Raw genomic sequence first — 22,663 nt, 5'->3', positions numbered from 1 at the left:
AAGCGAGCTATGGCAGCAATCCATATTGCGGCTCCACGCTTCGCCCATACCCTCATCCGGCGCTGCGCGCCACCTTCTCCCAAAGGGAGAAGGGCCATTTCGGCCGAGCCTCGACGCCAATTCGAATCCCGACCTACAGCCGACTGCTGCGCTTCACGGCCAGGTAGCGCTCGATCAGCGCACCGGACAATTCCGCGCAGCCGACATCGAGCGTGTTGATGCCTTCGCGGCGCAGGCCTTCGTGCACGCGCTCGCGCTCGGCCAGGTAGTGCATCGCCGCCGCGCTGCGGATGCTGGTTTCCAGATCGTCGCCCGGTTCGACCGCGGCACGATCCAGTGCCAGTTCGCGCAGGCTGACCAGCATCACCAGGTGCCGCTTGGCCAGCATCGATACCGCCATGCGCAGCTCCACATCGTCTTCGTCGCGTACGTTGGTGATCAGCACCACCAGCGCGCGGCGCCGCTGATGCGCCTGCAAGGCACTGGCAGCGGCGAGGTAGTCGGTGGCCAGCGGCATCGCCTGCAGGTCGTAGCCGGCGCCCAGCAGCATGTCCATGCCACCGCTGCCCTGCTGCGGCGGCAGCCAGCGTTGCTGCTGTCCGGTGCAGGCCAGCATGCCGACCGCATCGCCCTGGCGCAGTGCGATGCTGGCCAGCGCCAGCGACGCGTTCAAGACGTGATCGAAATGCGCCAGCTGATCGTCCTGCGCCAGCATGCGTCGGCCGCAGTCGAGCATCAGCACCACCTGCTGGTTGCGTTCGTCGCGGTACTCACGCGAGATCAGCCGGCTGCTGCGCGCGGTGGCCTTCCAGTCGATCTTGCGCAGGCTGTCGCCGACCCGGTAATCGCGCAGTTCCTGGAACTCGGTGCCTTCGCCGCGCCGCCGCTGCAGCCGCGCGCCGACACTGCGCGAAGCGAGCTCCACGCTCAGCCCCGCCAGCTCGGCCAGCGACGCGAAATTCGGATATACCCGCACCGTCGAGGCCGCGCCGACGACGCGGCACGACGACCAGCAATGCCACGGCGAACGCAATTGCAGATGGCAACCGTCGAAGGCGAACTGGCCGCGCGCGTCCGGCGTCACCGCATAGTCGAGCAGCACGTCGTTGCCCGGCTGCAAGGAAACTTTGCGCGGCATGCCGCGCACCGCCCAGCCGCCCGGATGCAGGTCGTGCAGCCGCAGTTGTTGGATGCGTGTCGCCGACGCACGCAGACGCAGACCCACCCGCGCCTCGGGCCCCAGCGGCATCACCGGCGATACGTCGCGCTGCACGCTCGGCGAAGGCATCCGCCGCAAACGCCAGCCATCGACCCATGCCAGCACCGCGATGACAGCGCCGCACGCCAGCCATGCCGTCAACGGCAGCCACGCCAGACTGGCTAGCACGCCGAGCACGGTCCAGCCGGACAGCAACCACAGCAGTAGAGGTGCGGGTCGCATCATTGGCGCGGCGCAGGCACCTTGTGCAGCAGCGCGGTGAGTACGTCGTCGGGGCGCTGGCGTTCGATCAGAGCTTCCGGCGCCAGCACCAGCCGATGCCGCAAGGCCGGCAAGGCCACCGCGCGCACATCGTCGGGCGTGACGAAATCGCGACCATCGAGCACCGCCTGCGCGCGCGCCAGCCGCGCCAGCGCCAGGCCCCCACGCGGGCCCGCGCCGCCGATCACGCCCGGCCACTCGCGCGTAGTGCGCACGATGCGCACGGCGTAGTCGGTCACCGTCTTGTCCATGCGGGTCGCGGCGACACCCTGCTGCAAGGCCAGCAGTTCCGCCTGTCCCATCACCGGCTTCACCTGCGACACATCGAGGTCGGATGCCACCTTGCCGTTGACCACGCTGGCGACCATGCGGCTCTCGTCCTCCGCGCTGGGATAGCCGATCACCACCTTGATCAGGAACCGGTCCAGCTGCGCCTCGGGCAGCGGATAGGTACCCTCCTGCTCGATCGGGTTCTGCGTGGCCACCACCATGAACGGTGCCGGCAGCGCGAAGCGGCGACCTTCGATGGTCACCTGCCCTTCCTGCATGGATTCGAGCAGCGCCGCCTGCGTTTTCGCCGGCGCGCGATTGATCTCGTCGGCCAGCAGCAGGTTGGCGAATACCGGGCCGCGACGGATCTGGAAACGCTCGGCTTTCGGATCGTAGATGGCGTGGCCGGTGACGTCGGCCGGCATCAGGTCGGGCGTGAACTGGATGCGCCCGAAGGTGCAGCCGACCGATGCGGCCAGTGCGCGCACCAGCAGGGTCTTGCCCAGCCCCGGCACGCCTTCGATCAGCACGTGGCCTGCCGCCAGCAGCGCCAGCAGCACCTGGTCGAACACTTCCGCCTGGCCGATGAAGGCGTGCGCGACCTGCTCGCGCAGCGCCCGCGCATGCGCGCCGAGTTCCGCGATCGAAAGCGGCGCCAGCAGGGTAGCCGGTACAGCGGCAAGTGTCTCGGTGGTCATGAGTGGCTCCTGAGTCGCGCCAGGGTGATGATGCTTGCGCGAAACGCCGGTGCGTTCGCGGGTGACTGGAAGGCCTGGGCGATTTGCAGCGCATCGAGATCGCTGCGCTCGGCCAGGCGCGCATACAAGGCGTCGCCGTTAAACATCGCGCAGGCCGGATCGCGCCGGCGCAGGCGCGCCAGCACGGTGTGGCAGGCCAAGTTGTGCAGGCTGCGACCGCCATCGCGGCGATACAGAAACTCGCCGGCGGCCTGCACATGTTCGAGCAACGCGCGTCGATGCAGTACCGGCGCCGGCATCAGCGGACCCAGCCGCGCGCTGCTGCTGGCCATCCAGCCGGCCAGCAGCAGGGTCAGCGCCAGCAGCGCCGGCCAGCCATCGCGCAGCAGCATTTTCAGGAACGAGATGCCGTCCAGTGCGTAGACGAGATAGACGCGGCCGTTGCCCATGTTGGGCGCCAGCAGGCGCCAGCCGAACTGCTGCGCCGCGGGGTGCTTCAGAGCGTTGCGGGAGAGAGTGTCCAGGTTGACCAGCAGGCTGACCGAGCCCCTGGCCACCCGCGTGCGGGCAAACAGATAGCCGCCCTGCGCGTCGCCGATCGCCGCATCGACGGCCGCGCTCGCTGCCGACTTGAGCCGGAACCGCGTGCCGCACAACCGGGTAGTGTCCTTGTCGTTGGTGATTTCATCCATGTGGATCGCGCTGCAGGCATATTTCGCCGGGCGCGGATCGAGCAGGCCAAGCGCCTCGAACAATGGCGTATGGACGGCCAAATCCGGTAACCCCGGCGACAGCAGCAAGTGACCGCCGCCACGAACCCATGCGGCTATACGCGTGGCATCGTCGACATCGACCCGGGCCACGTCGTCACCCAGCACCAGGGTATCGCCCGGATGCAACGGCACCCGTTGCGGATCGAGCGTGGTCAGCGAGGTCGCCGGCAGGTTCAGCCGATCCAGCGTCTGCTCCAGCGCGAAGAAGCGGTTGAAGCGCGCCTCGCCCGTAGCAGCCGCCGGCTCGCTGACGTCCTTGTGCTCGAACAGGGCGAAGAATCCACCGACAAGAAGCAGCAGCACCGCGAGCACCAGCAGAATCACATAGAGCGGCTTGCGATTCATGCCGGCACTCCTGTCTGCGCCGGCCATCCGGCGAGCAGGCTCTCGATGCCGGCGTCATCCGGATAGCGCCCCGCATAGGCGGCGAACTGCCAGGTGCGCACGATCGCGATGACGCGTTGCGCGCGGGCTGGGTCGTCGATCGCCGCGGCCTGGCGCAGCCAGTCCGCCTCGGTCGCATCTGGGGACGGCGGCACCTTCAGCAGTCGGGCGGTCTGTTCCACGCAGCCGCGATACATCAGCGCCAGCGCCTCACGCTGATACTGCGCCTGCCACAACGCACGCGCGGCGCCCGCCAGATCGGCCGGCAGCGGCGCGTCCGCCACGACACTCGCATGCACACTCTGCGACAGCGCCGACGCCGGTTCGGCTGGCGTCGGCGCCAGGCGCCCACGCCAGCGCCAGGCGAAGCGCAGCAGCGCCCCGATCGCCACGATCAGCAGCAGCCACATGAAGGCCTTGAATACGACGGCCAGAGCGGTGCCGAAGGCCGGGAACAGTATCGGCTGCGCGCTCGTCGCAGCCTTCGGCGTGTACTTGAAGACCCACTTGCGCAGCTTGTGTTCACCACCGAAACGCGGATCGCGGTACGTCTCCGCCGCTGCCGTGGCAAAGCGCTGATCGGCGCTGTCCATCGGCTGCCGGAATACTTGCTGCAACGATGTCACCATGGGCTTCGGCGGTGCATCCGCCGGTGTCGCCGCATGGCCCGACATTGGCCACACGCACGCACACACCAGCAACACGCCCAACACCTTGCCCAGCGCCTGCAGCCGTGTACGCAGGCGCCGGAACGCCAGATCGATGTCCCACGCTTCCAGCTGCGTACGCCGGTTGAGATACAGCGCGAACCCGCACGCCACGTACAGCGGTTCAATCGCGCTCATCGCCAGATAGGCCACGGTTGCGCCCAGCAGCGTCCACATCGTCGATGCGTCACGCACGTCGTGACGAAAGAAATCGGCCAGCGATTGCGGCAACCACTCGCTCGGTATCAGCAGCAGCACCAGCAGCCATACACTGAGAAACAGCACCAGCTCGAATTGCAGGCAGCCATACGTCAACAGACTGGTGTCGGCCACGATGCGCCGACGCAGCACTTTCCAGCGAGCCATGCGTTGTTTGCGCGGTGCGCCTTCAAGCAATTCCATCGGCAGGCGCAGTGCGCGATTGCTGTCGATACGCAGCCAGCTGAGCGCGGCCAGTGTGCTGCGCCAGCTCCACTGACGCTGGCCGCGCAGGGTTTCGCGCCAGTTCGGTGCGCGATCGAACACGGCGCGCGACAACACGTACAGCGGCAACCTGTCGAACATCGGCTTCAGCCACCACATCAACACCAGACCCAGCCACGGCAGGCCCAGCAGCACGCCCAGCACATTGCAGGCGATGAAGATCGGCACCGTAAACGCGAACCATGCCGACCACACCGCCACGGCATTTGCGCGCAACATCGCGGCGCCCAGATCCAGCACCTCGCGCGGTGCGCGCGGCCGCAGCACCACGCTGATCCGTTCAAGCTCCATGCGTACCCGCCCTGCCGCCGCGCCACAACCAGCCCAGCACCAGCACCCACAGCAACGCGCCGCTGCCGAACTTCAGCAGATCCGGCAGCGCCGCGATCGACGACCAGTACGCCTCGACGAAGGCCGCCGCCAGCAACATCGCGAACGCGCCCAGCGCCAGCTGCGCACCGACCCAGCCAGCCGCGACCAGCGCCGGGCCGCGCCTCTGCCGGCCCGGCATCAGCAAGGTCAGCCCCAACTGCAGGCCGGCGCCGCCGGCGATCACCAGCGCGCTCAATTCGAACGCCGAATGTCCCACCACGAAACGCCAGAATGGACCGCCGTAACCGATCGCGGTGAGATGCCCGGCGACACCTCCGATCAGCACGCCGTTGGCACCCAGCACGTAGATCGCGCCGACCCCGAAGAACAATCCCGACGCAAACGTGCGGAACGCGATGCTGACGTTGTTCATCACGTAGAAACCGAACATCTGCATGTCGGTGCCGCTGTTGCGGCCGATGTGCGCATTCGCCGGGTCGTACATCTTTTCGAAATCGGCCAGCTGGGCGCTGCTGAATACCGTATGCGCCAGCTCGGGCCGCAGTTGCATCAGCACCAGGGTGATCAGGGCGGGCACGTAGAACAGCACCGCCGCCGCGATCATGCAGCGCCACTGCGCGCGCACCAGGCGCGGGAATCCCGCGACCAGGAAACTGGCCACCCGATGCCAGCGCGGTGCCGGTGCCCGATACAGCACGCGATGCCCCTGCTGCACCAGGCGCTGCAGGCGATCGGTGACTTCATGGCTGTAACCGCGCCCGCGCGCCAGCGCCAGATGGTGGCAGGCGCGTCGATACGACTGCGGAAAATCCAGCGCCTGTTCCTGCCGAAGAGTGCGCTTGGGCTGCCGTTCGAGTGCGCTCAGCCACGACTGCAGGCTGTCCCACTCGCCTCCATGCAGCGCCACGAAACGCTGCTGCTTCATGGCCGCCCCAGCAGCCAGTTGGCATGCCCGATCAATTGCCGTACTGCCGCGGTATCACTGCGCGCGGTCAACGGTGTGAGCAGATTGGCCAGCTCCTCCTGCCGCTGCAGGGTGAGCTGGCCCGAGCGTTCGGCAAACTCCACCAGTGCCGCCTGCTCGTCGGCGGCAAGCACCAGCGGCAGTGGCACGGCGGCGGCCGCCGGCACCTGCTGACCTGTCGGCAGGTCGCTGGCATGGATCACCATCGTGCCGGCCACGATGTCACCCAGCCGGCGCCCATAAGGATCGATCAGTGTGCTGGCCAGACCCACGCCGTATACGCCCGGCAACACGTCCACCACGCGCAGCAGGTTGCGCACCACCGACGGCAGCCACGTCACCGGCGTGCCGTCCGCGTTGACCACACGCAAGCCCAGCGCGCGCTTGCCCAACGTCTGCCCATCCAGCCAGACCTCGCACACCACCCAGTACGCCCACATCAGCGCGAACAGCAACAACATGGCCAGCCCGTTGCCGCCCGCGCCGAACAGCGACAGCGGGATCATCGCCACCGTGAACACGCCCATGCGCAAAACCAGGTCGACCATCCACGCCTGCGCACGCGGCAGCGCACCTGCTGCACGCAGGTGCAGAGAGATGCCTTCGGGTGTCTCGATCTCGCGAACGGTGTCGAGCATCAAGCGTCGACGACGATGGTGTCGGCGATCAGGTCGTGCAGGCAGCGGCGTTCCTTGCCGAAGATCAGCAGCGGATCGACCAGGTTGATCAGCCTGCCCACGAAAGGAATCATGCTGATCAGAATGATCGGCACCACCCGCAGGAAGATGTAGCGAAGCAGTCCGATGCGGCTGCCGTCGGTACGCACGATGGCAATATCCAGTGCACGCTTGCCGATGGTCTGGCCACTGCGGTGAATCATCATGCAGTTGACGACGAAGATGCCGATCAACAGGGCCAGACCCAGCAGCATCACGCCCACCATCGGCGCGGCCGGCTTCAGCCCGTGCCTGACGTCAACCGCCATGGTGGCACCCCAGATGATCGGGAGAATCCAGATCAGGTTGATCACGCCATCCAGCAGCGCAGCGCCTAGGCGTTTGCCACGCCCGGCCTTGCGGTTTTCCAAGTCATACGCATCCCATGCGGCCACATCGTCGACAACGGCCGCTGGCGCGGCGTACGGATTCGCTTCCATCGCTTCCTTCCCCTTGTTGCTGTCCTCGTTGCCCTCCCCCATGTCGGGCAACTTTCAGGAGTATAGAAGCGAATTTTGATCGTTGCCTACCGCTTCGGCTTGAGCAGGGTGCCGCTGCATTTCGGCGAGCCGCACAGGCAAACCCACAGCTTTTTCAGGCGCGCGGTGTGCGGTACATCCAGCACGATGCCGTAGTCGTAGGTGAGCTCCTCGCCCGGCTTGATCGCGCGGATCGTCTCGATCAGCACCTTGTCCTTGCGCGGATCGCCGCTGGCGCTTTCCTCGACCACGGCGCGGCAGTTCGGCGCGCAGCTGTGGTTGATCCAGCGCGCGCTGTTGCCGTGCTGGTTGGCGTCGATAATGTAGTCGTCGTTGAGGGTGAACAGGAACGTGTGGCCGGTCTCGCCACCGTCGCCATACAGCTCGTCGGCCTCGGCATGAGTCAGCAATTTGCCCTTGTACTGGATGATCTCCTCGCCTTTGGCAATGGCGCTGACGGCGAAGACTCCGTTGCCGTGGATCGGCGAACGGCGGGCGATGATGCGACGTGCTGAGGTCATGGGCGAATCTGCTGGCTCTGGGAAATGGAGCGGGGATGATGCCCGTTGCGGGCCGTCATGGGAATTTCCGCCAATTTTGCTAAGATTCAAACAATCGTTTGAGGTGAAGCCATGAAACGACTGCTGCAAGGATTTCTGCTCGTGCTGCTGGCGGCCGGCCTGATCGCCTGCGGCCCGGCGAAGAAGAGTGTCTACCCGCCCACGCTGAGCATCCAGCAGCTGTCGGTGCTGCCCGGCGGTCAGTGGCAGTTGACCATGCGCATCCAGAACAACAGCTACGGCGAGATGGATTTCAAATCGCTGGACGGCCAGCTGCAGATCACCGACTCGGTGCCGATCCGGCTGCACGCCGTGTTCAAGCTGGACATTCCGGCGCTCGCTGGCGACGTGATCCAGCTCGACGTGCTGCCCACCGCGGCGATGACGCAGGCGCTGCAGACGATCGCCGGCAAAGGCAGCGGCGGCAGGCTGGCCTATCGCGTCGGCGGCAGTGCCAGTGCCAAGCCTGAACAGGAAGACAAGCCGCGCGACTTCGACTTCAACGGCAACGACTGGATCTCGCCGGTGCCGGGCATTGCCAACACGTATCGCTGATCTCGTTCCACGACGTCACCTTTCATCGCATGTCACCTTTACCCCAGGAATCACCATGACCGCTTACAAGGCTCCCCTCGATGACCTGCGCTTCGCCCTGTTTGATGTGCTGGGCGCCGAAAAAACCCTGACCGGTCTGCGCGATGGCGAGGCACACAGCCGCGACCTGCTCGACGCCGTGCTTGAAGAAGCCGGCCGCCTCAGCGAGCAGCTGCTGGCGCCGACCAACGGCCCCGCCGATGAGGAAGGCTGCCACTTCGACAAGGCCACCCAGACGGTGACCACGCCGAAGGGTTTCAAGGAAGCGTTCAAGCAGTTTGCCGAAGGCGGCTGGACCGGCCTGACCAACCCCGAGGCCTACGGCGGCCAGGCGCTGCCCAATGTACTGGGCACCGCCACCACCGAAATCTTCCAGTCCGGCAACCTGGCCTGGAGCCTGTATCCGCTGCTGTCCGAAGGCGCCACCCATGCCATGGAGATGCATGGTGAAGAGTGGCAGCGCGAGCGCTTCATGAAGCCGATCGTCGAAGGCCGCTGGACCGGCACCATGTGCCTGACCGAGCCGCAGGCCGGCTCCGACCTCGGCCTGCTGAAAACCCGCGCCGAACCGGGCGACGGCAATGCCAACGGCCACACGAACTACCGGATCACCGGCACCAAGATCTTCATCAGTGCCGGCGAACACGACCTCACCGAGAACATCGTGCACCTGGTGCTGGCGCGCCTGCCCGACGCGCCGGAAGGCAGCCGCGGCATCTCGATGTTCATCGTGCCGAAGTTCAAGGTCAACGAGGACGGTTCGCTCGGCGCGCGCAACACCGTTGCTGCCGGTGCGATCGAGCACAAGATGGGCATCCACGCCTGCTCCACCTGCGTGATCAACCTGGACGGCGCCGAGGGTTACCTGATCGGCCAGCCGCACAAGGGCCTGATGGCCATGTTCACCATGATGAATGCCGCACGCCTGTCGGTCGGCGTGCAAGGCCTGGCACTGGCCGAGCGCGCGCTGCAGAACAGCCTCAACTACGCGCGCGAGCGGTTGCAGTCACGCGCGTTGTCCGGCCCGAAGTTCCCCGACAAGCCGGCCGACAACCTGCTGGTGCAGCCGGACGTGCGGCGCATGCTGCTGACCCAGCGCGCGTTCGTCGAAGGCTCGCGCGCACTGCTGCTGTACACCGCGCTGCAGACCGACGTGGAGGCACGCGCCGCCGACGAGGCCGCACGCAAGGCCGCCGGTGAGCTGGTCGCGTTCCTGATTCCGATCGCCAAGGGCGTGGTCACCGAACTGGCCCAGGAGAGCACCAAGGAGGCGCTGCAGATCTATGGCGGCCACGGCTACATCGCCGAGAACGGCATGGAGCAGTTCGTGCGCGACGCTCGCATCATCACCTTGTACGAAGGCACCACCGGCATCCAGGCCGCCGACCTGCTGGGCCGCAAGATCCTCCAGCTGCAAGGTGTCGGCTTCAAGCATTTCCTGCAGGAGATCAGCACGTTCTGCCAGCAGCATGCAGCCGACGAGGCCCTGCGTCCGTTCATCGCCCCACTCGCCGTCGCCACCAAGAACTGGGGCGACCTCACCCTGAAACTCGCCGCGCGGGCGCAGGCGAACCCGGAAGAACTCGGCGCCGCCGCCGTCGACTACCTGTACTACTCCGGCTACGTCGCACTGGCCTACATGTGGGCGCGCAGCGTGGCAGCGGCTGGCGCCGGCGCGCAGTCCGCCGCATTCAAGCAGGCCAAGCACGACACCGCGAAGTTCTACTTCGCGCGCATCCTGCCGCGCTGCCTGACCCACCAGGCAGCGATCGAGGCAGGCGTGGATACGCTGCCCGCCATCGTCTGAGCCATCTCCGAACCGACACGCAAACAAAAAGCCCGGGCATGCCCGGGCTTTTTGTTTCGCCACTCTGGCCGGTTCTAGGCAGCCAGCATGGACAACTGGAAACCTCGCCGTCCATCGAAGGTCACGGCGAGGTGTCGAACTTGGTCACCTATGGCTCAGCAGTGACACCATCCCGACCGCGAGAAGCGCGTCACTGGCCGTAGCTGTCCTGATAGGCAACATCGGTCATCCGCAGGTATTGCTGGATCAGCGCCTCATGCGCGGCGGCAGCCTGCAGAAGTTCCTTTGCCAGCGCCTCCTGTGCGGCGGCGACGCTCTGCACCGGTGGTGCCACAGACGCCACCCGGGCCGTCCTGAATTCCGGCACGGACGTCTTGAATGGCTCGGATTCGAGCAAATGGGAAATGTCGTAGGCGAGATCGTTCATGCCATGGGCAAAGCAACAGTCTTGCCAACCTCGGCGAGCACCTCTCCCGGATCCTGATTGGAGTTAGGCTAGGCGAGTCGTCCATCAGGGGATCGCCATGAAATCGAGTCACACCGCTGCCGGGTTGAGGTCTGCGTTTTTCGTCCTGCTGTTCGCGCTGAGCAATGCGCTGCAGGCCACCGATACACCCCAGGCAAAGTACCCGAACTACCCCAGCGAGACGCCAGCGAAGTTCGTGCCGGCCACCGACAGCCACGACTACGTATCGCGCGACGTGATGATCCCGATGCGCGACGGAGTGAAGCTGCACACCATCATTCTGATCCCGAACGGCGCCAGCCACGCCGGCATCCTGCTCACCCGCACGCCGTACGACGCCAAGGCGCTGACCACGCACACCATGAGCGGCCATCTCGGCCCGATGCTGCAGGGCTACGACAACGCCACCGACGTCATCGTCGAGGACGGCTACATCCGCGTGGTGCAGGACGTGCGCGGCAAGTACGGTTCCGAAGGCGACTACGTGATGAACCGGCCGGTGCACGGGCCGCTGAATCCCACGCCCGTCGACGACGCCACCGACACGTACGACACCATCGACTGGCTGGTGAAGAACATCCCCGAGTCCAACGGCAAGGTCGGCACGCTGGGCATCTCCTACGACGGCTTCGAGCCGCTGATGGCGCTGATCAATCCGCATCCGGCACTGAAGGTGTCGGTGCCGATGAACCCGATGGTCGACGGCTGGATGGGTGACGACTGGTTCCACAACGGCGCGTTCCGGCAGCAGAACCTCAGCTACGTCTACGAGCAGACCGCCAGCCGCGACAACAGCATCAAGTGGTGGACGAACTACCATGACGAGTACGACCTGTTCATGCACTACGGCTCCGCCGGCGCACTGGCCCACGCCTACGGCATGGAGCAGCTCGGCTTCTGGAACAAGATGCTGGCGCATCCCGCCTACGACAGCTTCTGGAGCGACCAGGCGGTGGACAAGCTGCTTGCCGCGCAGCCGCTGAAAGTGCCGGTGATGCTGGTGCACAGCCTGTGGGATCAGGAAGACAGCTACGGCGCGCTCGCCGTCTACCGCGCGATCGAGCCGAAGGACACCAGCGGCAGCATGGTCAGGCTGGTGATGGGTCCGTGGCATCACGGCCAGGAGATCGACGAAGGCAGCTCGCTCGGCGCGATCCGGTTCGGCAGCGACACCGCCCAGTATTTCCGCGAACACATCCTGCGCCCGTACCTCGCGCAATATCTCAAGGACGGCGCACCGAAGGCCGACATCGCCGCAGTCACCGCGTACCAGACCGGCAGCAATCAATGGCAGCGGCTGGGTCGCTGGCCGCTGGCCTGTGCGACTGGCTGCCCGACGAAGAGCCGCGCGCTGTACCTGGAAGCCGGCAACAAGCTCGGCTTCACCGCGCCCGCCGCCGGCGCCGACTACGACGAGTACGTGTCCGATCCCGCGCACCCGGTACCGTATCGTGCGCGCCCGATTCAGCCGATGGGTTACGACGTCGGCCAGACCTGGTCGCAATGGCTGGTCGACGACCAGCGCGAAGCCTCCGGCCGCACCGACGTATTGAGCTATGTCTCCGACGTGCTCACCACGCCGCTCACCATCAGCGGCGCACCGCAAGTGAACCTGGTCGCCTCGACCAGCGGCAGCGACAGCGATTGGGTGGTCAAGCTGATCGACGTCTACCCCGACCAGGTCGCCGAGCAACCCGAGATGGGCGGCTACCAGCTCGCCGTGGCGATGGACATCTTCCGCGGCCGCTACCGCGAAGGCTTCACCGAAGGCAAGCCGATCGCCGCGAACCAGCCGCTGCCCTACCGCTTCGCGCTGCCCTCGGCCAACCACGTCTTCCTGCCCGGCCACCGCATCATGGTGCAGGTGCAATCCAGCTGGTTTCCGCTCTACGACCGCAACCCACAGACCTTCGTGCCGAACATCATGCTGGCGAAACCGGCGGATTACGTGAAGGCCACCCAGCGCGTGTATCACGCGCCGGCGCAGGCGAGTTTTATTGCGTTGCCGGTGGTGGGAGGCTGAGTCGTTTTGCTCCTCTCCCTGCAAGGCAGGGGGAGGTTGGGTGGGGGGTTCGCTTTTGACCTGAGAGATCAGATCAAGAGCCACCCCTCACCTGAAGGACTCTCTTCGGTCGCCCCACCCTCCTGCCTTGCCCCGTAAAGGGACTTCCTTCGGTCGCAAGAGAGGGAGCGCGGCAAAGGTCAGTCGCGACTCTGTCCCTTCGCGATCACACCCGCCTGCCCGAACGTATCGGAACTGATCAACGCCTCCGACGTGGGATAGCCCGCCGGTATGCCCGGTGCAGTGACGGGCTGATGAGTGGTGATGCGTGCGGCGACGCGCTGGTTGAGGTCGAGCAGTTGTTCCAGCAAGTCCTTCTTCACGGCAAAGCCGTAACCCGTCTCAAGTTCGTCATCCCTGCGGCTTTCAACAGCCGCATGGCTGGTCAGGGAGGGATCGCTGTTGAGGTGCGATGACCAGCTTCGCTGCTGAAAAACTCCTCCGACCTCGCCGGAATGATGCCGTCAGGTGGGATGTTCGAGATCCCTACGGCTTCGCTACCCGCAACGCTGCCGCATGCAGCGCGAGAATCCTGCGCAGCTCCAGGATCGCCGCCGGGGTTTCCTGCACGCTGTGCCATGACGGGATGGCGAGTTCGGAGTCGGCGCCGTCGAGGTGCGCGCTCTCGTACGGCACCACGCCGTCGCTGCTGTTGGCGAGTGGGCCGGTGGATTTGTAGACGCCGACGATGGTGTGATAGCGCACGCGTGGCGAGATCGGCAGGTTGGCGGCCGCGACGATGAAGGGGTCGGTGTCGCTGAGGTTGTCGATGCTGTTGGGTATGCGCAGCGGCGTGGGCGCGCCAGGGCCTTCGCCCTTCATCAGATCGGACAGGCTGGCCACTTCCTTGAGCACGTTGACCGGCAGGCGGATCAGGTTGCCGATCCAGCGCGCGATGCGATGCTGCGCGTACGGCGTGCCGCGATGCGGCGAGGCGAGGAACACGGCGCGGCTGACCTGCGGCATCGGCGTGAACTGCAGGTAGGGCGCGAGACGCTTGCGCACGCGTGCGCGCTTTTCCGGTGACAGGTTGGCGCGCACGGGTATGACATCCCACAACTTGTCGCCGCTGGACGACACCAGCAGCCGCGCGATGACGCCGCCCATGCTGTGGCCGACCAGCACCACGTTCTGTGAGGCGCGCGCACGACCGGAGGGATCGAAATGCTGCAGGGTCGCGTCGAGAGCCTTGCGGATCTGCACGAGATTCACTGCGACGGGCGCATTGGTCGGGTAGTAGACCTCCCACACCTGATAGTTGCGGCGCAGGTATTCGTCGCCCATGACTTCGTTCGCCACGTTGATCCACGCCTCCGGGCTGCTCGCCAGGCCGTGCAGCATGACCACGGTGAGGCGATCGGGATCGTACGGCTGCATCAGCAGCACGCGCGGCGTGGCGATGCCGCCCTCGCGGCCCAGCAGCGAGCGGATCGACTGGCTGGCAAAGCCCGAACGGGCCAGCCACATGCCATAGGCGGCGGTGAAGTTGGCGCCGAGCGGCACCACGCGGCCGCCGACGGTGATGCTGCTATCACGATACGGATCCTTCGCCAGCAGCTGTACCTGTTTCGTGACCAGCACGTCGCCCAGCGTATTGCCATCGAAGACCAGCGCACCGGTCATCGACACGTATCCGGGATTGCGCCATGGCACTTCGGTGGTGCGCGCTTTCGGTGGCGCGACGGCGACGAAATCCGAGCCGAAACCGTCGCGCTGGTAGACGTTGCGCAGGCCGTTGAAACGCAGGTCCGAGGCAGGAATGAGTTCGGTTGGCACGCGCGCGTCGCCGGCCAGGCGCAGATCGGTCTGCGGTCGCAGTACGGTCCATCCGGCCATCGAGGTCTGCGTCCACTCTGTGCCCAGCTGCGGCAATGCATGGAAGAAGCGAGCCACCGCGCGCTGCACGGCGAAGTTGTAGAAGCCGATCACCTGCACCTGGCGCAGTTCGAAGGCGCGGTCGGATGGCTGGCGCGCGGTATAGAAGAGGTAGGCGTAAGCGTAGCGCGCGGACTGCAGGTAGGCATCGAGCGTCGGGTCGTCCATCGGCGTGCCGACCTTCGCGCGGTCGCTCTTCATCGCCTTGCTCATCCACAGTTCGGACAACGTCGAAAGCCGCTGCTCGTCGGTCAGCCCGCCTGAACGGGCGACCGTATCCGTGCAATCCACGAACGCACGCGCGCAGGCATCGGCGGCGAGCGCGACCACGCTGAGCGACTGCACCGTGCCATCGCTCAAACGGCCGCTGCCGAGTATGTCGGCGCGCCGTTCCGCGACATAGTCGTGCGGTTTGACATTGCTGACCCCGACCATCGCGCACGCACCGAGGGAAAGCAGCATGGCAAGCGCGATGCACCGAACGATCCATATCCGTGGTCCGCTACTCATGCTGCTGTGGTCCATTCGACGGGTGGCGGGGTGATTGTAGCGATCGGATTGCAGGCGGTGCGTGCTGTGCCTGGCCATGCATTGTCTTCCCGCGATCAAAGCCGCACGCTTGCGGCGGCGGTCGATATGGTGGAGAGGCGATGACGAAGAAACTCTGGATGATGGGCCGGGCCGTGCTGTTCGTGGCGACTGCGTTGATCGCGGTTCTGTCGGGCGCGTGGGGTGCGCTCGCGCTCTGGTACCAGTTGCCGGGTGGCGCAGTTGCGCGGACGCTGGGTAGCACGATCTGGGCCCTCGCCGTGATCGCGCTTGCGGTGTTTGCGATCAGTCGGCGCAGCTGGCTGCCGCTGGGCGTCTACATGGTGATGTACGCGGCGCTGCTGATCTGGTGGGCGAGCATCGCGCCATCGAACAATCGGGTGTGGTCGGACGATGTCGCCCGCATGCTGACCGGCCGCGTGCAAGGCAATGCGGTCACGCTCGACAACGTGCGCGATTTCACCTGGCGCACCGACGCCGACTACGATGCGCGCTGGGAAACCCGCCATTACGACCTGGACCGGCTGATCTCGGCCGACGCGGTGCTGTCCTACTGGGGCAGCAAGGCAATCGCGCACGCGATGATCTCGTTCGGCTTCGACGATGGCAGCCACGTGGTGTTCTCGGTGGAGATCCGCAAGAAACGCGGCGATCAGTACTCGTCGATTGGCGGATTCTTCCGCCAGTTCGAAACCACCCTGGTTGCCGCCGACGAGCACGACATCATCCGCGTGCGCACCAATTTGCGTGGCGAAGACGATTACCTCTACCCGCTGCGCATGGACAAGGCCACCATGCGCGCGCTGTTCCTCTCCTACGTGCACGCGGCGAACACGCTGTCCGACACGCCTGCGTTCTACAACACGATCACCTCGAACTGCACGACGATCGTCTATCGCATGGCCCGCCAGATCGACTCGGGACTGCCGTGGGACATGCGCCTGCTGCTGACCGGTTACCTGCCCGAGTATCTGTACAAGGTCGGCGCACTGGATCGCAGCGTCTCGGTCGAGCAGTTGCGTCAGCGTGGGCGCATTACCGATCGGGCGAGAAGCACGGTACCAGGCGAGGATTTCTCGAAGGCGATCCGCACCGGACTTCGCTGATCGCCTGCCGGTCAGCCGGCCAACTCGAAGCGCGTGGTGCGCTTGACCGGATCGGCCTCGACCAGCTTGACCTTGACGTCGGCGCCGAGCGGCAGGTTGGCAGCGCTCGACACGCTGGCTTCGATTGCCGGATCGCGCACGATGACCACACCCTTGGTGGGTGCATTGGCGGCGACTTCGACAATCGAGCCCATGAAGGTTTCGCCCACGCGCGGCGCCAGCGCTGCGGCCTCGGCCAGATCGAGCACGGCTTTCTGGTACTGGCCGGCGCGGTGGCCGGAGGCCTGCATCGTGGCGGGCAGGCCTGGCAACGCGGCGAGCGCCCAGTCGGGCACCGATTGTTTCGCGCACAGCGCCACGCAGACTTCGCCGGTATAACGGTCGACCAGCCGGCGCAATGGCGCGGTGGCGTGGGTGTATTCCGCGGCCACCGCCCACTGCATCGGCTGTGCCGGCAGTTCGCCATTGAATGCCGTATAGCCGGCGCCGCGCAGCACCGTGGTGCATGCCGTCAGCATGGCGACATGGGTGTCCTTCGATGGGTCGAGCGTGCGGATGAACTCGGGATAGCTCAAGCCGTCCGGCCAGTCGATGCCGAGCGCCCTGGCGGTGATGTGCAGGCGCTGCAGCGATTGCGGCTCGGGTGCGGGCAAGGTGCGCAGCAGGCCGACCCTGGCCTGCACCATCAGCTGCGCCGCGGCCATGCCGGTCAGCAGCGAGATCTGCTCGTTCCAGTCCTCGACCGCCAGGCGCGCGCGGAATGCCAGCGACCAGCGGCCGTCGACCACGTCAATTTCCTGCTCCGGCAGCGGCAGGCTGATGCCGCCGCGCGCCTGCTCGCGCTGCTTGCGCAGCTCGCCGATCTCGCGCAGCACGGCCCACATCGGATCGGCTGTGCCGGCGTCGATCTGCTGCTGCACACCGGCATAGTTGAGCTTGGCGCGGCTGCTGACCCTGGCGCGCCGCACGTCGATGCCGGCGATCTCGCCGGCCTTGTCCAGCTCGATCGTCCACAGCAAGGCAGGACGCTGCTGACCGGGCAGCAGCGAGGTGGCGCCTTCGGACAGCACCTTGGGATGCAGCGGGATCTTGGCATTCGCGCCGTACAGCGTCTCGCCGCGCCGGTTCGCCTCCAGATCGATCGGGTCACCGGCAGTGACGAACGCGGCGACGTCGGCAATCGCGTAGTACACCCGATGACCGCCGTCGGTACGCTCGACGTACATCGCCTGATCCAGATCCATCGACTCCGGCGGGTCGATCGTGACCAGCGCGATGTCGGTGCGATCCAGCTCCGGCAGCCGTGGATTGGCGGCGGCTTGGGCGGCCGCGGCCTCGACCTCCGGCTGAAACGCCGGCGGCAGTTTCAGCTGACTCTGGATGTCGCGCATGCCTTGCACGAGCACGTTGTCGTCGCTGGGCTGGATGTGGATGCGGCGGGTGGTGGTCGGCACGGGCGAATTCCCTGGCGCAGTGTCTGTCGATGGTCCAGGGCCGTTGCCTCACCCTGCCGGTTGTTGCGGCTTTCAAAAATATACACGGGTCGGCGGGGACTTCCCCGGTCACCGCACAAGGTGTAGAAACGGCGTCGATACCTCCGCCACTCCACCGACTCCCCATGACCGACACGTCCCTGCTGATTCGTCTGGCCGAAGACGACGACGATTTCATCCTTGCGCTGGTGCCCCGTTTCGTGGACTTCACGCTGCCACCATGGCGGCGTCGGCACGAATGCATCGAGGGCATCCGCAACGATCTGCTGCGGCATCTGGAGGATCAACCGGCCAACAGCTACCTGTTCGTGGCCGAAAGTGCGGAGGGCGAACGAGTCGGCTTCATCCACCTGCAGCGCACCGCGGATTTCTTCACCGGCCGCAGCAATTGCCACATCTCCGACCTGGCTGTGACCCCCAAACACGAAGGCAACGGTGTCGGCAAGGCGCTGCTGACCCACGCCGAGGGATGGGCGCGCGAGCATCATTGCCAACTGGTGACATTGGCGGTGTTTCCCGGCAACGATCGGGCGCGTGCGCTGTACGAGGCCGCCGGCTACGCGCCGGATCTGCTCAGGCTGGCCAAGCCGGTGCACTGACCGAAACGAAGAAGCCGCCCGGGGGCGGCTTCTTCGCGATCATGCCGATGAAGGCAACGATCAGTTGGTGGTGCCACCGGCAGCCGCTTCCGCCTGCTCACGCTCGTCCAGGCGCTGGGCCAGGCGGTCGATGTTCGCCAGCGACAGCAGGTGCGCGTAAACCCAGCCGAGCACGCCTTCGCGCAGGAACTCGTGGGTGACCTTCTCGTCCAGTGCGCGCAGCTTTTCCTCGCTGACCACGAACAGGCCGTTGAGGTTGATCGCCTTGCCTTCCTTGCCGTCCTTGCCGTCTTTCTGCAGGCGGACATTGCGCGGCTCCAGCAGGTCATGCTTGAGCAGTTGCTCCATGAACCACTTGGTGCGCGCGACGTTCTGCTGGAACTCGCCGAGGAAACCGACCGCCTTGGTCAGCATTTCGCTGTCGGTGCCGTCTTCCAGGAACAGGCGCTCGCCCTCGCTGGCGTTGAAGCCTTCGTAGCGTTCGTCGAGGAACACAGTGAAGTCATCGCCATCCTGTCCGGCCGGCTTTTCGGCCAGCACGAACGGATAGCGGCGCACGAACGCGGGCATGTAGGTGTTCGGCGCCCACTGGCCTTCGGCGTCGACATACAGGTTTTCGTTCTGGCGCAGACCCAGCAAGGCCACCGGCCCGGCGCTGGCCATGTCGGTGCCGGCAAAGACGATCAGCAGGTCGCGCGCGGCGACGCCGAACTCCACGCCGGTCAGCGGAACCGAGTGCGCGTTCATCGCGAACTTCACGTTCGGCAAGCCCTTCAGGCGCAGATCCTTGTGTTCGGCGCGATTGAGCGGAACCGGGTGTTCGTAGAAAAGAACTTCAGCCACGTTACTTACCTCTGCCCCCGCCGTGCCGGGTCACCACCGAAGCGCCCCTACCAAACCCGGCGTCAGGTCTGTGTTGACTGTCAATCATATCAGCGCTTCCGCGCGGCGGCGACTGCCGTGCCAGGGGCTCTGCTGCCGCATTTGCATGCGAATTGCAACGAAATTGTTCTATGCTGGCTGCAGACAAGCATTCCGCAATACTGAAACGCTCTTTCGAAGCCCTGGCTGAAGGACGATTTACATGCTGATGGAAGTGCCAAGTCGGGCCGACCTCAATGCGACCCGCGTGCTATCGCTGGACGCTGCCGGCCGCATCCTCGACTGGATCAGCTGGCAGGACGCGGTTTGCCTGTACGTCCGCGATGCCGTCGCCTGGACGCTGGGTGACCCGTGCCTCACCGTGCATGGCGGCCACAATCGCCTGCTCGGCACGCAGAGCCATATCGAGTTGCATCCGATCATCGCCAGCACCGGCCATTGCCGGGAACATGCGATCGATCCGGCCCCGGCACTCACCAATACCGCGCTGTTTGCCCGCGACCGTCATATCTGCCTGTACTGCGGCGAGCACTTCACCCGCGGTGAACTGACCCGCGACCATGTGTTGCCGATTTCCAAGCACGGCAAGGACGACTGGGAGAACGTGGTCAGCGCCTGCCTTGCCTGCAATCTGAAGAAGAGCAACCGCACACCACAGCAGGCCAACATGCCGTTGCTGGCGGTGCCGTACCGGCCGAGCTGGGTCGAGCACCTGATCCTGTCCAACCGCAACATCCTGGCCGATCAGATGGAGTTCCTGGTCAGCCGGCTGCCGCGCCAGCGTCGCCGCGATCGGCTCGAACACGCCTAGCCGCCTAGTCGCCGGAGCTTCCTCCGGTGCCGGTGCCGGTCTGGGTCTCACGGTTCTTCTTCAGCTCGCGATCGATCTCCCTGACCTCCGCACAGGCCTCGTCGGCCTCTTTCTGGCTGGCCGCATCGTTCGCGGCGTGCTCACTCTGCTTGCGGCTGGCCAGCTTGCGATAGTTCTCGCGAATGCGTTCCAGCGTCTCCTCGTCCATATCTTCGAGGTCGAGAAGGCTGTTATGCGCCGCGGTCGCGCGGATCAACTCGTCCAGCTTGATCTGCAACGCGGCGCTGTCGCGGTTTTGGCTGTTCTGGATCAGGAACACCATCAGGAACGTGATAATGGTGGTGCCGGTATTGATGACCAGTTGCCAGGTATCGCCGAAGTGGAACAGCGGACCAGTCGCCGCCCACACCACCACCACCAGCGCAGCCAGCAGAAAGGCCGTCGGCCGGCCGGTGCTGCGGGCCGTCACTTCGGCGAACTGGCGAAAGTGCTGGGAAAGAGTGGCCATGGCTGATTTCCTGACGGGTCTTCGACAGCATGCAACCGCGCTCGTATGCTGAATGTGCACGCGCAATGCCCTGAAAAGACCCCGTGCCTTCACGGCCGTGCCCTTGCTCCGCCCGGCCGCTGGGCCAACAATACGCAGATGAACGACCTTTCCCACTACCCTCACCTGGCCTCGATCGAGACGCCGGCCGACCTGCGCCGCGTGTCCGACGACGAGCTGCCTGCCGTAGCCGACGAGCTGCGCCAATACCTGATCGAGGCCGTTGCCAGCTCTGGCGGCCACTTCGGCGCAGGCCTGGGCGTGGTGGAACTGACCGTGGCGCTGCACCATGAATTCGACACGCCGCACGACCGCCTGGTGTGGGACGTCGGCCACCAGTGCTATCCGCACAAGATCCTCACCGGCCGCCGAGAGCGCATCACGACGATAAAGAAGAAGGACGGCCTGGCGCCTTTTCCCCGCCGCGAGGAAAGCGAATACGACACCTTCGGCGTCGGCCACTCGTCCACCTCGATCTCGGCCGCGCTGGGCATGGCGATCGCCGCGCAGTACAAGGGTGACCAGCGCAAGGTGGTGGCGGTGATCGGCGACGGTGCGATGACTGCCGGGATGGCGTTCGAAGCGCTCAATCATGGCGGTGATGTCGAGCCCAACATGCTGGTGGTGTTCAACGACAATGGCATGTCGATCAGCGAGAACGTCGGTGCGATGACCAAGATGATGGCCCGCGCCATGGCCAGCCGCCGCCTCAACGAATGGCGCGAACGGGCCAAGCGGGCGATTCCCAAGCAATCCCTCATGGGCCGTTTCTTCAAGCGCTGGGAGGAACACGCCAAGGGCATGTTCGTGCCCAGCACGCTGTTCGAGGAACTGGGCTTCCATTACACCGGCCCGATCGACGGCCACAACATCCCGCAACTGCTGCAGGCGCTGCGCACGGTAAAGAACCTGCCCGGTCCGCAGCTGCTGCACGTGATCACCACCAAGGGCAAGGGTTACGCCCCGGCCGAACAGGCGCAGATCGAGTACCACGCGGTCGGTCCGTTCGATCCGCAAGCCGGTCTGGTGAAGAAGAACGCGCCGGCAAAACCCACCTATACCGACATCTTCGGCGACTGGTTATGCGACCAGGCCGCGGCCGACGAACGCCTGCTCGCGATCACCCCCGCGATGCGCGAAGGCTCCGGCCTGGTGCGCTTCTCGAAGGAATATCCACTGCGCTACTTCGACGTGGCGATCGCCGAACAGCACGCTGTGACGCTGGCCGCCGGCATGGCCTGCGAGGGTGCCAAGCCCGTCGTGGCGATCTATTCCACCTTCCTGCAGCGTGCCTACGATCAGGCGATCCACGACGTGGCGCTGCAGAATCTCGATGTGACCTTCGCCATCGACCGCGCCGGCGTGGTCGGCCCGGATGGCGCCACCCACTCGGGCAGCTTCGACCTCACCTTCCTGCGCTGCCTGCCGAACATGCTGATCATGGCGCCGGCCGACGAGAACGAGTGCCGCATGATGCTGAGCACCGGTTTCCAGTACCACGGCCCGGCTGCGGTGCGTTATCCGCGCGGCAGCGGTCCTGGCGCCGCGATTCATCAGCAACTCGACACCTTGCCGATCGGCAAGGCCGAGCTGCGCCGGCGCGGCCGCGGCCTGGCCCTGCTCAGCTTCGGCACGATGCTGGCTCCCGCCGCCACGGTTGCCGCCGAGCTCGACGCGACCCTGGTCAACATGCGCTTCGTCAAACCGCTGGATGAGGCGCTGATCGTGGAGCTGGCAACAACCCACGACGCCTTCGTCACGCTGGAAGACAACGCGATCGCCGGCGGCGCCGGCTCCGCCGTGGCCGAGTGCCTGGCCGCGCACGGCATCACCTTGCCGATCCTTCATCTTGGCCTTCCAGACGTCTATCTGGAACACGGCAGCCGCGAGGAAGTGCTGAGCATGGCCGGCCTCGATCTGCCCGGTATCCGCAACGCCATCCACGCACGTTTCCCGCAGCCTGCCGCATCGAACATCGCCAGCACCGGCTGAGGCTCCCGCCCGCCCTGTACTGTGGGAGCGGCT

21 protein-coding genes are annotated in these 22,663 nt (G+C 65.7%); 7 read left to right on the top strand and 14 right to left on the bottom strand.

Annotated elements, in window-relative coordinates; translation table 11 throughout:
• Positions 1 to 133: 133 nt before the first annotated feature.
• From EAH75_RS10510 to EAH75_RS10475, 8 genes are read right to left on the bottom strand one after another with little or no spacing between them, the layout of a single operon-like run.
• Positions 134 to 1,441: a DUF58 domain-containing protein gene (locus tag EAH75_RS10510; protein WP_140805430.1), complete on the bottom strand. Its 1,308-nt coding sequence runs from the start codon at positions 1,439 to 1,441 to the stop codon at positions 134 to 136.
• Entirely contained in the window at positions 1,441 to 2,448 is a 1,008-nt protein-coding gene (locus tag EAH75_RS10505) for an AAA family ATPase (RefSeq protein ID WP_140648572.1), read from the bottom strand. Before EAH75_RS10505 ends, EAH75_RS10510 begins: the two co-directional genes overlap by 1 nt.
• Positions 2,445 to 3,566: a DUF4350 domain-containing protein gene (locus tag EAH75_RS10500; RefSeq protein ID WP_140805375.1), complete on the bottom strand. Its 1,122-nt coding sequence runs from the start codon at positions 3,564 to 3,566 to the stop codon at positions 2,445 to 2,447. Before EAH75_RS10500 ends, EAH75_RS10505 begins: the two co-directional genes overlap by 4 nt.
• On the bottom strand, positions 3,563 to 5,086 hold the full coding sequence (locus tag EAH75_RS10495; RefSeq protein ID WP_140805373.1) for a DUF4129 domain-containing protein: 1,524 nt from the start codon (positions 5,084 to 5,086) through the stop codon (positions 3,563 to 3,565). Before EAH75_RS10495 ends, EAH75_RS10500 begins: the two co-directional genes overlap by 4 nt.
• On the bottom strand, positions 5,076 to 6,053 hold the full coding sequence (locus EAH75_RS10490; RefSeq protein WP_140648569.1) for a stage II sporulation protein M: 978 nt from the start codon (positions 6,051 to 6,053) through the stop codon (positions 5,076 to 5,078). The genes EAH75_RS10495 and EAH75_RS10490 overlap by 11 nt, the downstream gene beginning before the upstream one ends.
• A complete protein-coding gene (locus EAH75_RS10485; protein ID WP_140805371.1) occupies positions 6,050 to 6,730 on the bottom strand; it encodes an RDD family protein in 681 nt (226 codons plus the stop codon). Before EAH75_RS10485 ends, EAH75_RS10490 begins: the two co-directional genes overlap by 4 nt.
• The gene (locus EAH75_RS10480) at positions 6,730 to 7,290 is read right to left on the bottom strand and encodes an RDD family protein (protein ID WP_240046117.1); all 561 of its coding nucleotides are present in this window, start codon (positions 7,288 to 7,290) and stop codon (positions 6,730 to 6,732) included. Before EAH75_RS10480 ends, EAH75_RS10485 begins: the two co-directional genes overlap by 1 nt.
• Before the next feature lie 44 nt (positions 7,291 to 7,334).
• Positions 7,335 to 7,808, bottom strand: coding sequence for an SET domain-containing protein (locus tag EAH75_RS10475; RefSeq protein WP_140805369.1), 474 nt, complete (start codon positions 7,806 to 7,808; stop codon positions 7,335 to 7,337).
• Positions 7,809 to 7,919: 111 nt separating this feature from the next.
• Between EAH75_RS10475 and EAH75_RS10470 the strand changes: the two genes are divergently transcribed.
• A complete protein-coding gene (locus EAH75_RS10470; protein ID WP_140648566.1) occupies positions 7,920 to 8,402 on the top strand; it encodes a hypothetical protein in 483 nt (160 codons plus the stop codon).
• Positions 8,403 to 8,457: 55 nt separating this feature from the next.
• On the top strand, positions 8,458 to 10,248 hold the full coding sequence (locus EAH75_RS10465) for an acyl-CoA dehydrogenase C-terminal domain-containing protein (protein ID WP_140805367.1): 1,791 nt from the start codon (positions 8,458 to 8,460) through the stop codon (positions 10,246 to 10,248).
• 190 nt (positions 10,249 to 10,438) lie between these two features.
• Here EAH75_RS10465 and EAH75_RS10460 read toward each other — a convergent pair whose 3' ends face one another.
• Positions 10,439 to 10,675, bottom strand: a complete 237-nt coding sequence (locus EAH75_RS10460; RefSeq protein ID WP_140805365.1) for a hypothetical protein — start codon at positions 10,673 to 10,675, stop codon at positions 10,439 to 10,441.
• Positions 10,676 to 10,772: 97 nt separating this feature from the next.
• Here EAH75_RS10460 and EAH75_RS10455 point away from each other — a divergent pair, with 97 nt between their 5' ends.
• Complete coding sequence (locus EAH75_RS10455; protein WP_140805363.1) at positions 10,773 to 12,737, top strand: CocE/NonD family hydrolase; 1,965 nt, start codon at positions 10,773 to 10,775, stop codon at positions 12,735 to 12,737.
• Between the two features lie 179 nt (positions 12,738 to 12,916).
• On the opposite strand, the gene EAH75_RS10450 is transcribed toward EAH75_RS10455, so the two are convergent.
• Together EAH75_RS10450 and EAH75_RS10445 are read right to left on the bottom strand one after the other, a co-directional pair.
• Positions 12,917 to 13,099, bottom strand: coding sequence for a hypothetical protein (locus EAH75_RS10450; protein WP_140648562.1), 183 nt, complete (start codon positions 13,097 to 13,099; stop codon positions 12,917 to 12,919).
• Between the two features lie 163 nt (positions 13,100 to 13,262).
• Positions 13,263 to 15,113 carry an esterase/lipase family protein gene (locus tag EAH75_RS10445; protein WP_428993505.1) on the bottom strand — a complete coding sequence of 617 codons (1,851 nt, stop codon included), beginning with the start codon at positions 15,111 to 15,113 and terminating at the stop codon, positions 13,263 to 13,265.
• A 188-nt stretch (positions 15,114 to 15,301) separates the two neighbouring features.
• Between EAH75_RS10445 and EAH75_RS10440 the strand changes: the two genes are divergently transcribed.
• Positions 15,302 to 16,306, top strand: a complete 1,005-nt coding sequence (locus EAH75_RS10440; protein ID WP_428993504.1) for a DUF4105 domain-containing protein — start codon at positions 15,302 to 15,304, stop codon at positions 16,304 to 16,306.
• Positions 16,307 to 16,317: 11 nt separating this feature from the next.
• On the opposite strand, the gene EAH75_RS10435 is transcribed toward EAH75_RS10440, so the two are convergent.
• Entirely contained in the window at positions 16,318 to 17,760 is a 1,443-nt protein-coding gene (locus tag EAH75_RS10435; protein WP_240046116.1) for an RNB domain-containing ribonuclease, read from the bottom strand.
• Between the two features lie 164 nt (positions 17,761 to 17,924).
• Between EAH75_RS10435 and EAH75_RS10430 the strand changes: the two genes are divergently transcribed.
• Positions 17,925 to 18,398, top strand: a complete 474-nt coding sequence (locus tag EAH75_RS10430) for a GNAT family N-acetyltransferase (protein WP_140648560.1) — start codon at positions 17,925 to 17,927, stop codon at positions 18,396 to 18,398.
• 60 nt (positions 18,399 to 18,458) lie between these two features.
• On the opposite strand, the gene EAH75_RS10425 is transcribed toward EAH75_RS10430, so the two are convergent.
• A complete protein-coding gene (locus EAH75_RS10425; RefSeq protein ID WP_140648559.1) occupies positions 18,459 to 19,241 on the bottom strand; it encodes a SapC family protein in 783 nt (260 codons plus the stop codon).
• 241 nt (positions 19,242 to 19,482) lie between these two features.
• Here EAH75_RS10425 and EAH75_RS10420 point away from each other — a divergent pair, with 241 nt between their 5' ends.
• Positions 19,483 to 20,091 carry an HNH endonuclease gene (locus EAH75_RS10420; RefSeq protein ID WP_140648558.1) on the top strand — a complete coding sequence of 203 codons (609 nt, stop codon included), beginning with the start codon at positions 19,483 to 19,485 and terminating at the stop codon, positions 20,089 to 20,091.
• A 4-nt stretch (positions 20,092 to 20,095) separates the two neighbouring features.
• On the opposite strand, the gene EAH75_RS10415 is transcribed toward EAH75_RS10420, so the two are convergent.
• A complete protein-coding gene (locus EAH75_RS10415; RefSeq protein WP_140648557.1) occupies positions 20,096 to 20,599 on the bottom strand; it encodes a low affinity iron permease family protein in 504 nt (167 codons plus the stop codon).
• A 138-nt stretch (positions 20,600 to 20,737) separates the two neighbouring features.
• Here EAH75_RS10415 and dxs point away from each other — a divergent pair, with 138 nt between their 5' ends.
• Positions 20,738 to 22,630 carry a 1-deoxy-D-xylulose-5-phosphate synthase gene (gene dxs, locus EAH75_RS10410; protein WP_140648556.1) on the top strand — a complete coding sequence of 631 codons (1,893 nt, stop codon included), beginning with the start codon at positions 20,738 to 20,740 and terminating at the stop codon, positions 22,628 to 22,630.
• Positions 22,631 to 22,663: the final 33 nt, after the last annotated feature.

Origin of the sequence: Rhodanobacter glycinis (assembly GCF_006438785.1) — a bacterium.
GTDB lineage: Bacteria > Pseudomonadota > Gammaproteobacteria > Xanthomonadales > Rhodanobacteraceae > Rhodanobacter > Rhodanobacter glycinis_A.
Note: the sequence above shows the minus strand (reverse complement) of the source record. Positions and strands in the feature narration are given on the sequence as shown.

Bases quoted from the DNA above. Each gene is read 5' to 3' on its own strand.
- EAH75_RS10510 (WP_140805430.1), bottom strand. From the start codon at position 1,441: ATGCGACCCGCACCTCTACTGCTGTGGTTGCTGTCCGGCTGGACCGTG.
- EAH75_RS10505 (WP_140648572.1), bottom strand. From the start codon at position 2,448: ATGACCACCGAGACACTTGCCGCTGTACCGGCTACCCTGCTGGCGCCG.
- EAH75_RS10500 (WP_140805375.1), bottom strand. From the start codon at position 3,566: ATGAATCGCAAGCCGCTCTATGTGATTCTGCTGGTGCTCGCGGTGCTG.
- EAH75_RS10495 (WP_140805373.1), bottom strand. From the start codon at position 5,086: ATGGAGCTTGAACGGATCAGCGTGGTGCTGCGGCCGCGCGCACCGCGC.
- EAH75_RS10490 (WP_140648569.1), bottom strand. From the start codon at position 6,053: ATGAAGCAGCAGCGTTTCGTGGCGCTGCATGGAGGCGAGTGGGACAGC.
- EAH75_RS10485 (WP_140805371.1), bottom strand. From the start codon at position 6,730: ATGCTCGACACCGTTCGCGAGATCGAGACACCCGAAGGCATCTCTCTG.
- EAH75_RS10480 (WP_240046117.1), bottom strand. From the start codon at position 7,290: ATGGGGGAGGGCAACGAGGACAGCAACAAGGGGAAGGAAGCGATGGAA.
- EAH75_RS10475 (WP_140805369.1), bottom strand. From the start codon at position 7,808: ATGACCTCAGCACGTCGCATCATCGCCCGCCGTTCGCCGATCCACGGC.
- EAH75_RS10470 (WP_140648566.1), top strand. From the start codon at position 7,920: ATGAAACGACTGCTGCAAGGATTTCTGCTCGTGCTGCTGGCGGCCGGC.
- EAH75_RS10465 (WP_140805367.1), top strand. From the start codon at position 8,458: ATGACCGCTTACAAGGCTCCCCTCGATGACCTGCGCTTCGCCCTGTTT.
- EAH75_RS10460 (WP_140805365.1), bottom strand. From the start codon at position 10,675: ATGAACGATCTCGCCTACGACATTTCCCATTTGCTCGAATCCGAGCCA.
- EAH75_RS10455 (WP_140805363.1), top strand. From the start codon at position 10,773: ATGAAATCGAGTCACACCGCTGCCGGGTTGAGGTCTGCGTTTTTCGTC.
- EAH75_RS10445 (WP_428993505.1), bottom strand. From the start codon at position 15,113: ATGCTGCTTTCCCTCGGTGCGTGCGCGATGGTCGGGGTCAGCAATGTC.
- EAH75_RS10440 (WP_428993504.1), top strand. From the start codon at position 15,302: ATGACGAAGAAACTCTGGATGATGGGCCGGGCCGTGCTGTTCGTGGCG.
- EAH75_RS10430 (WP_140648560.1), top strand. From the start codon at position 17,925: ATGACCGACACGTCCCTGCTGATTCGTCTGGCCGAAGACGACGACGAT.
- EAH75_RS10420 (WP_140648558.1), top strand. From the start codon at position 19,483: ATGCTGATGGAAGTGCCAAGTCGGGCCGACCTCAATGCGACCCGCGTG.
- EAH75_RS10415 (WP_140648557.1), bottom strand. From the start codon at position 20,599: ATGGCCACTCTTTCCCAGCACTTTCGCCAGTTCGCCGAAGTGACGGCC.
- dxs (WP_140648556.1), top strand. From the start codon at position 20,738: ATGAACGACCTTTCCCACTACCCTCACCTGGCCTCGATCGAGACGCCG.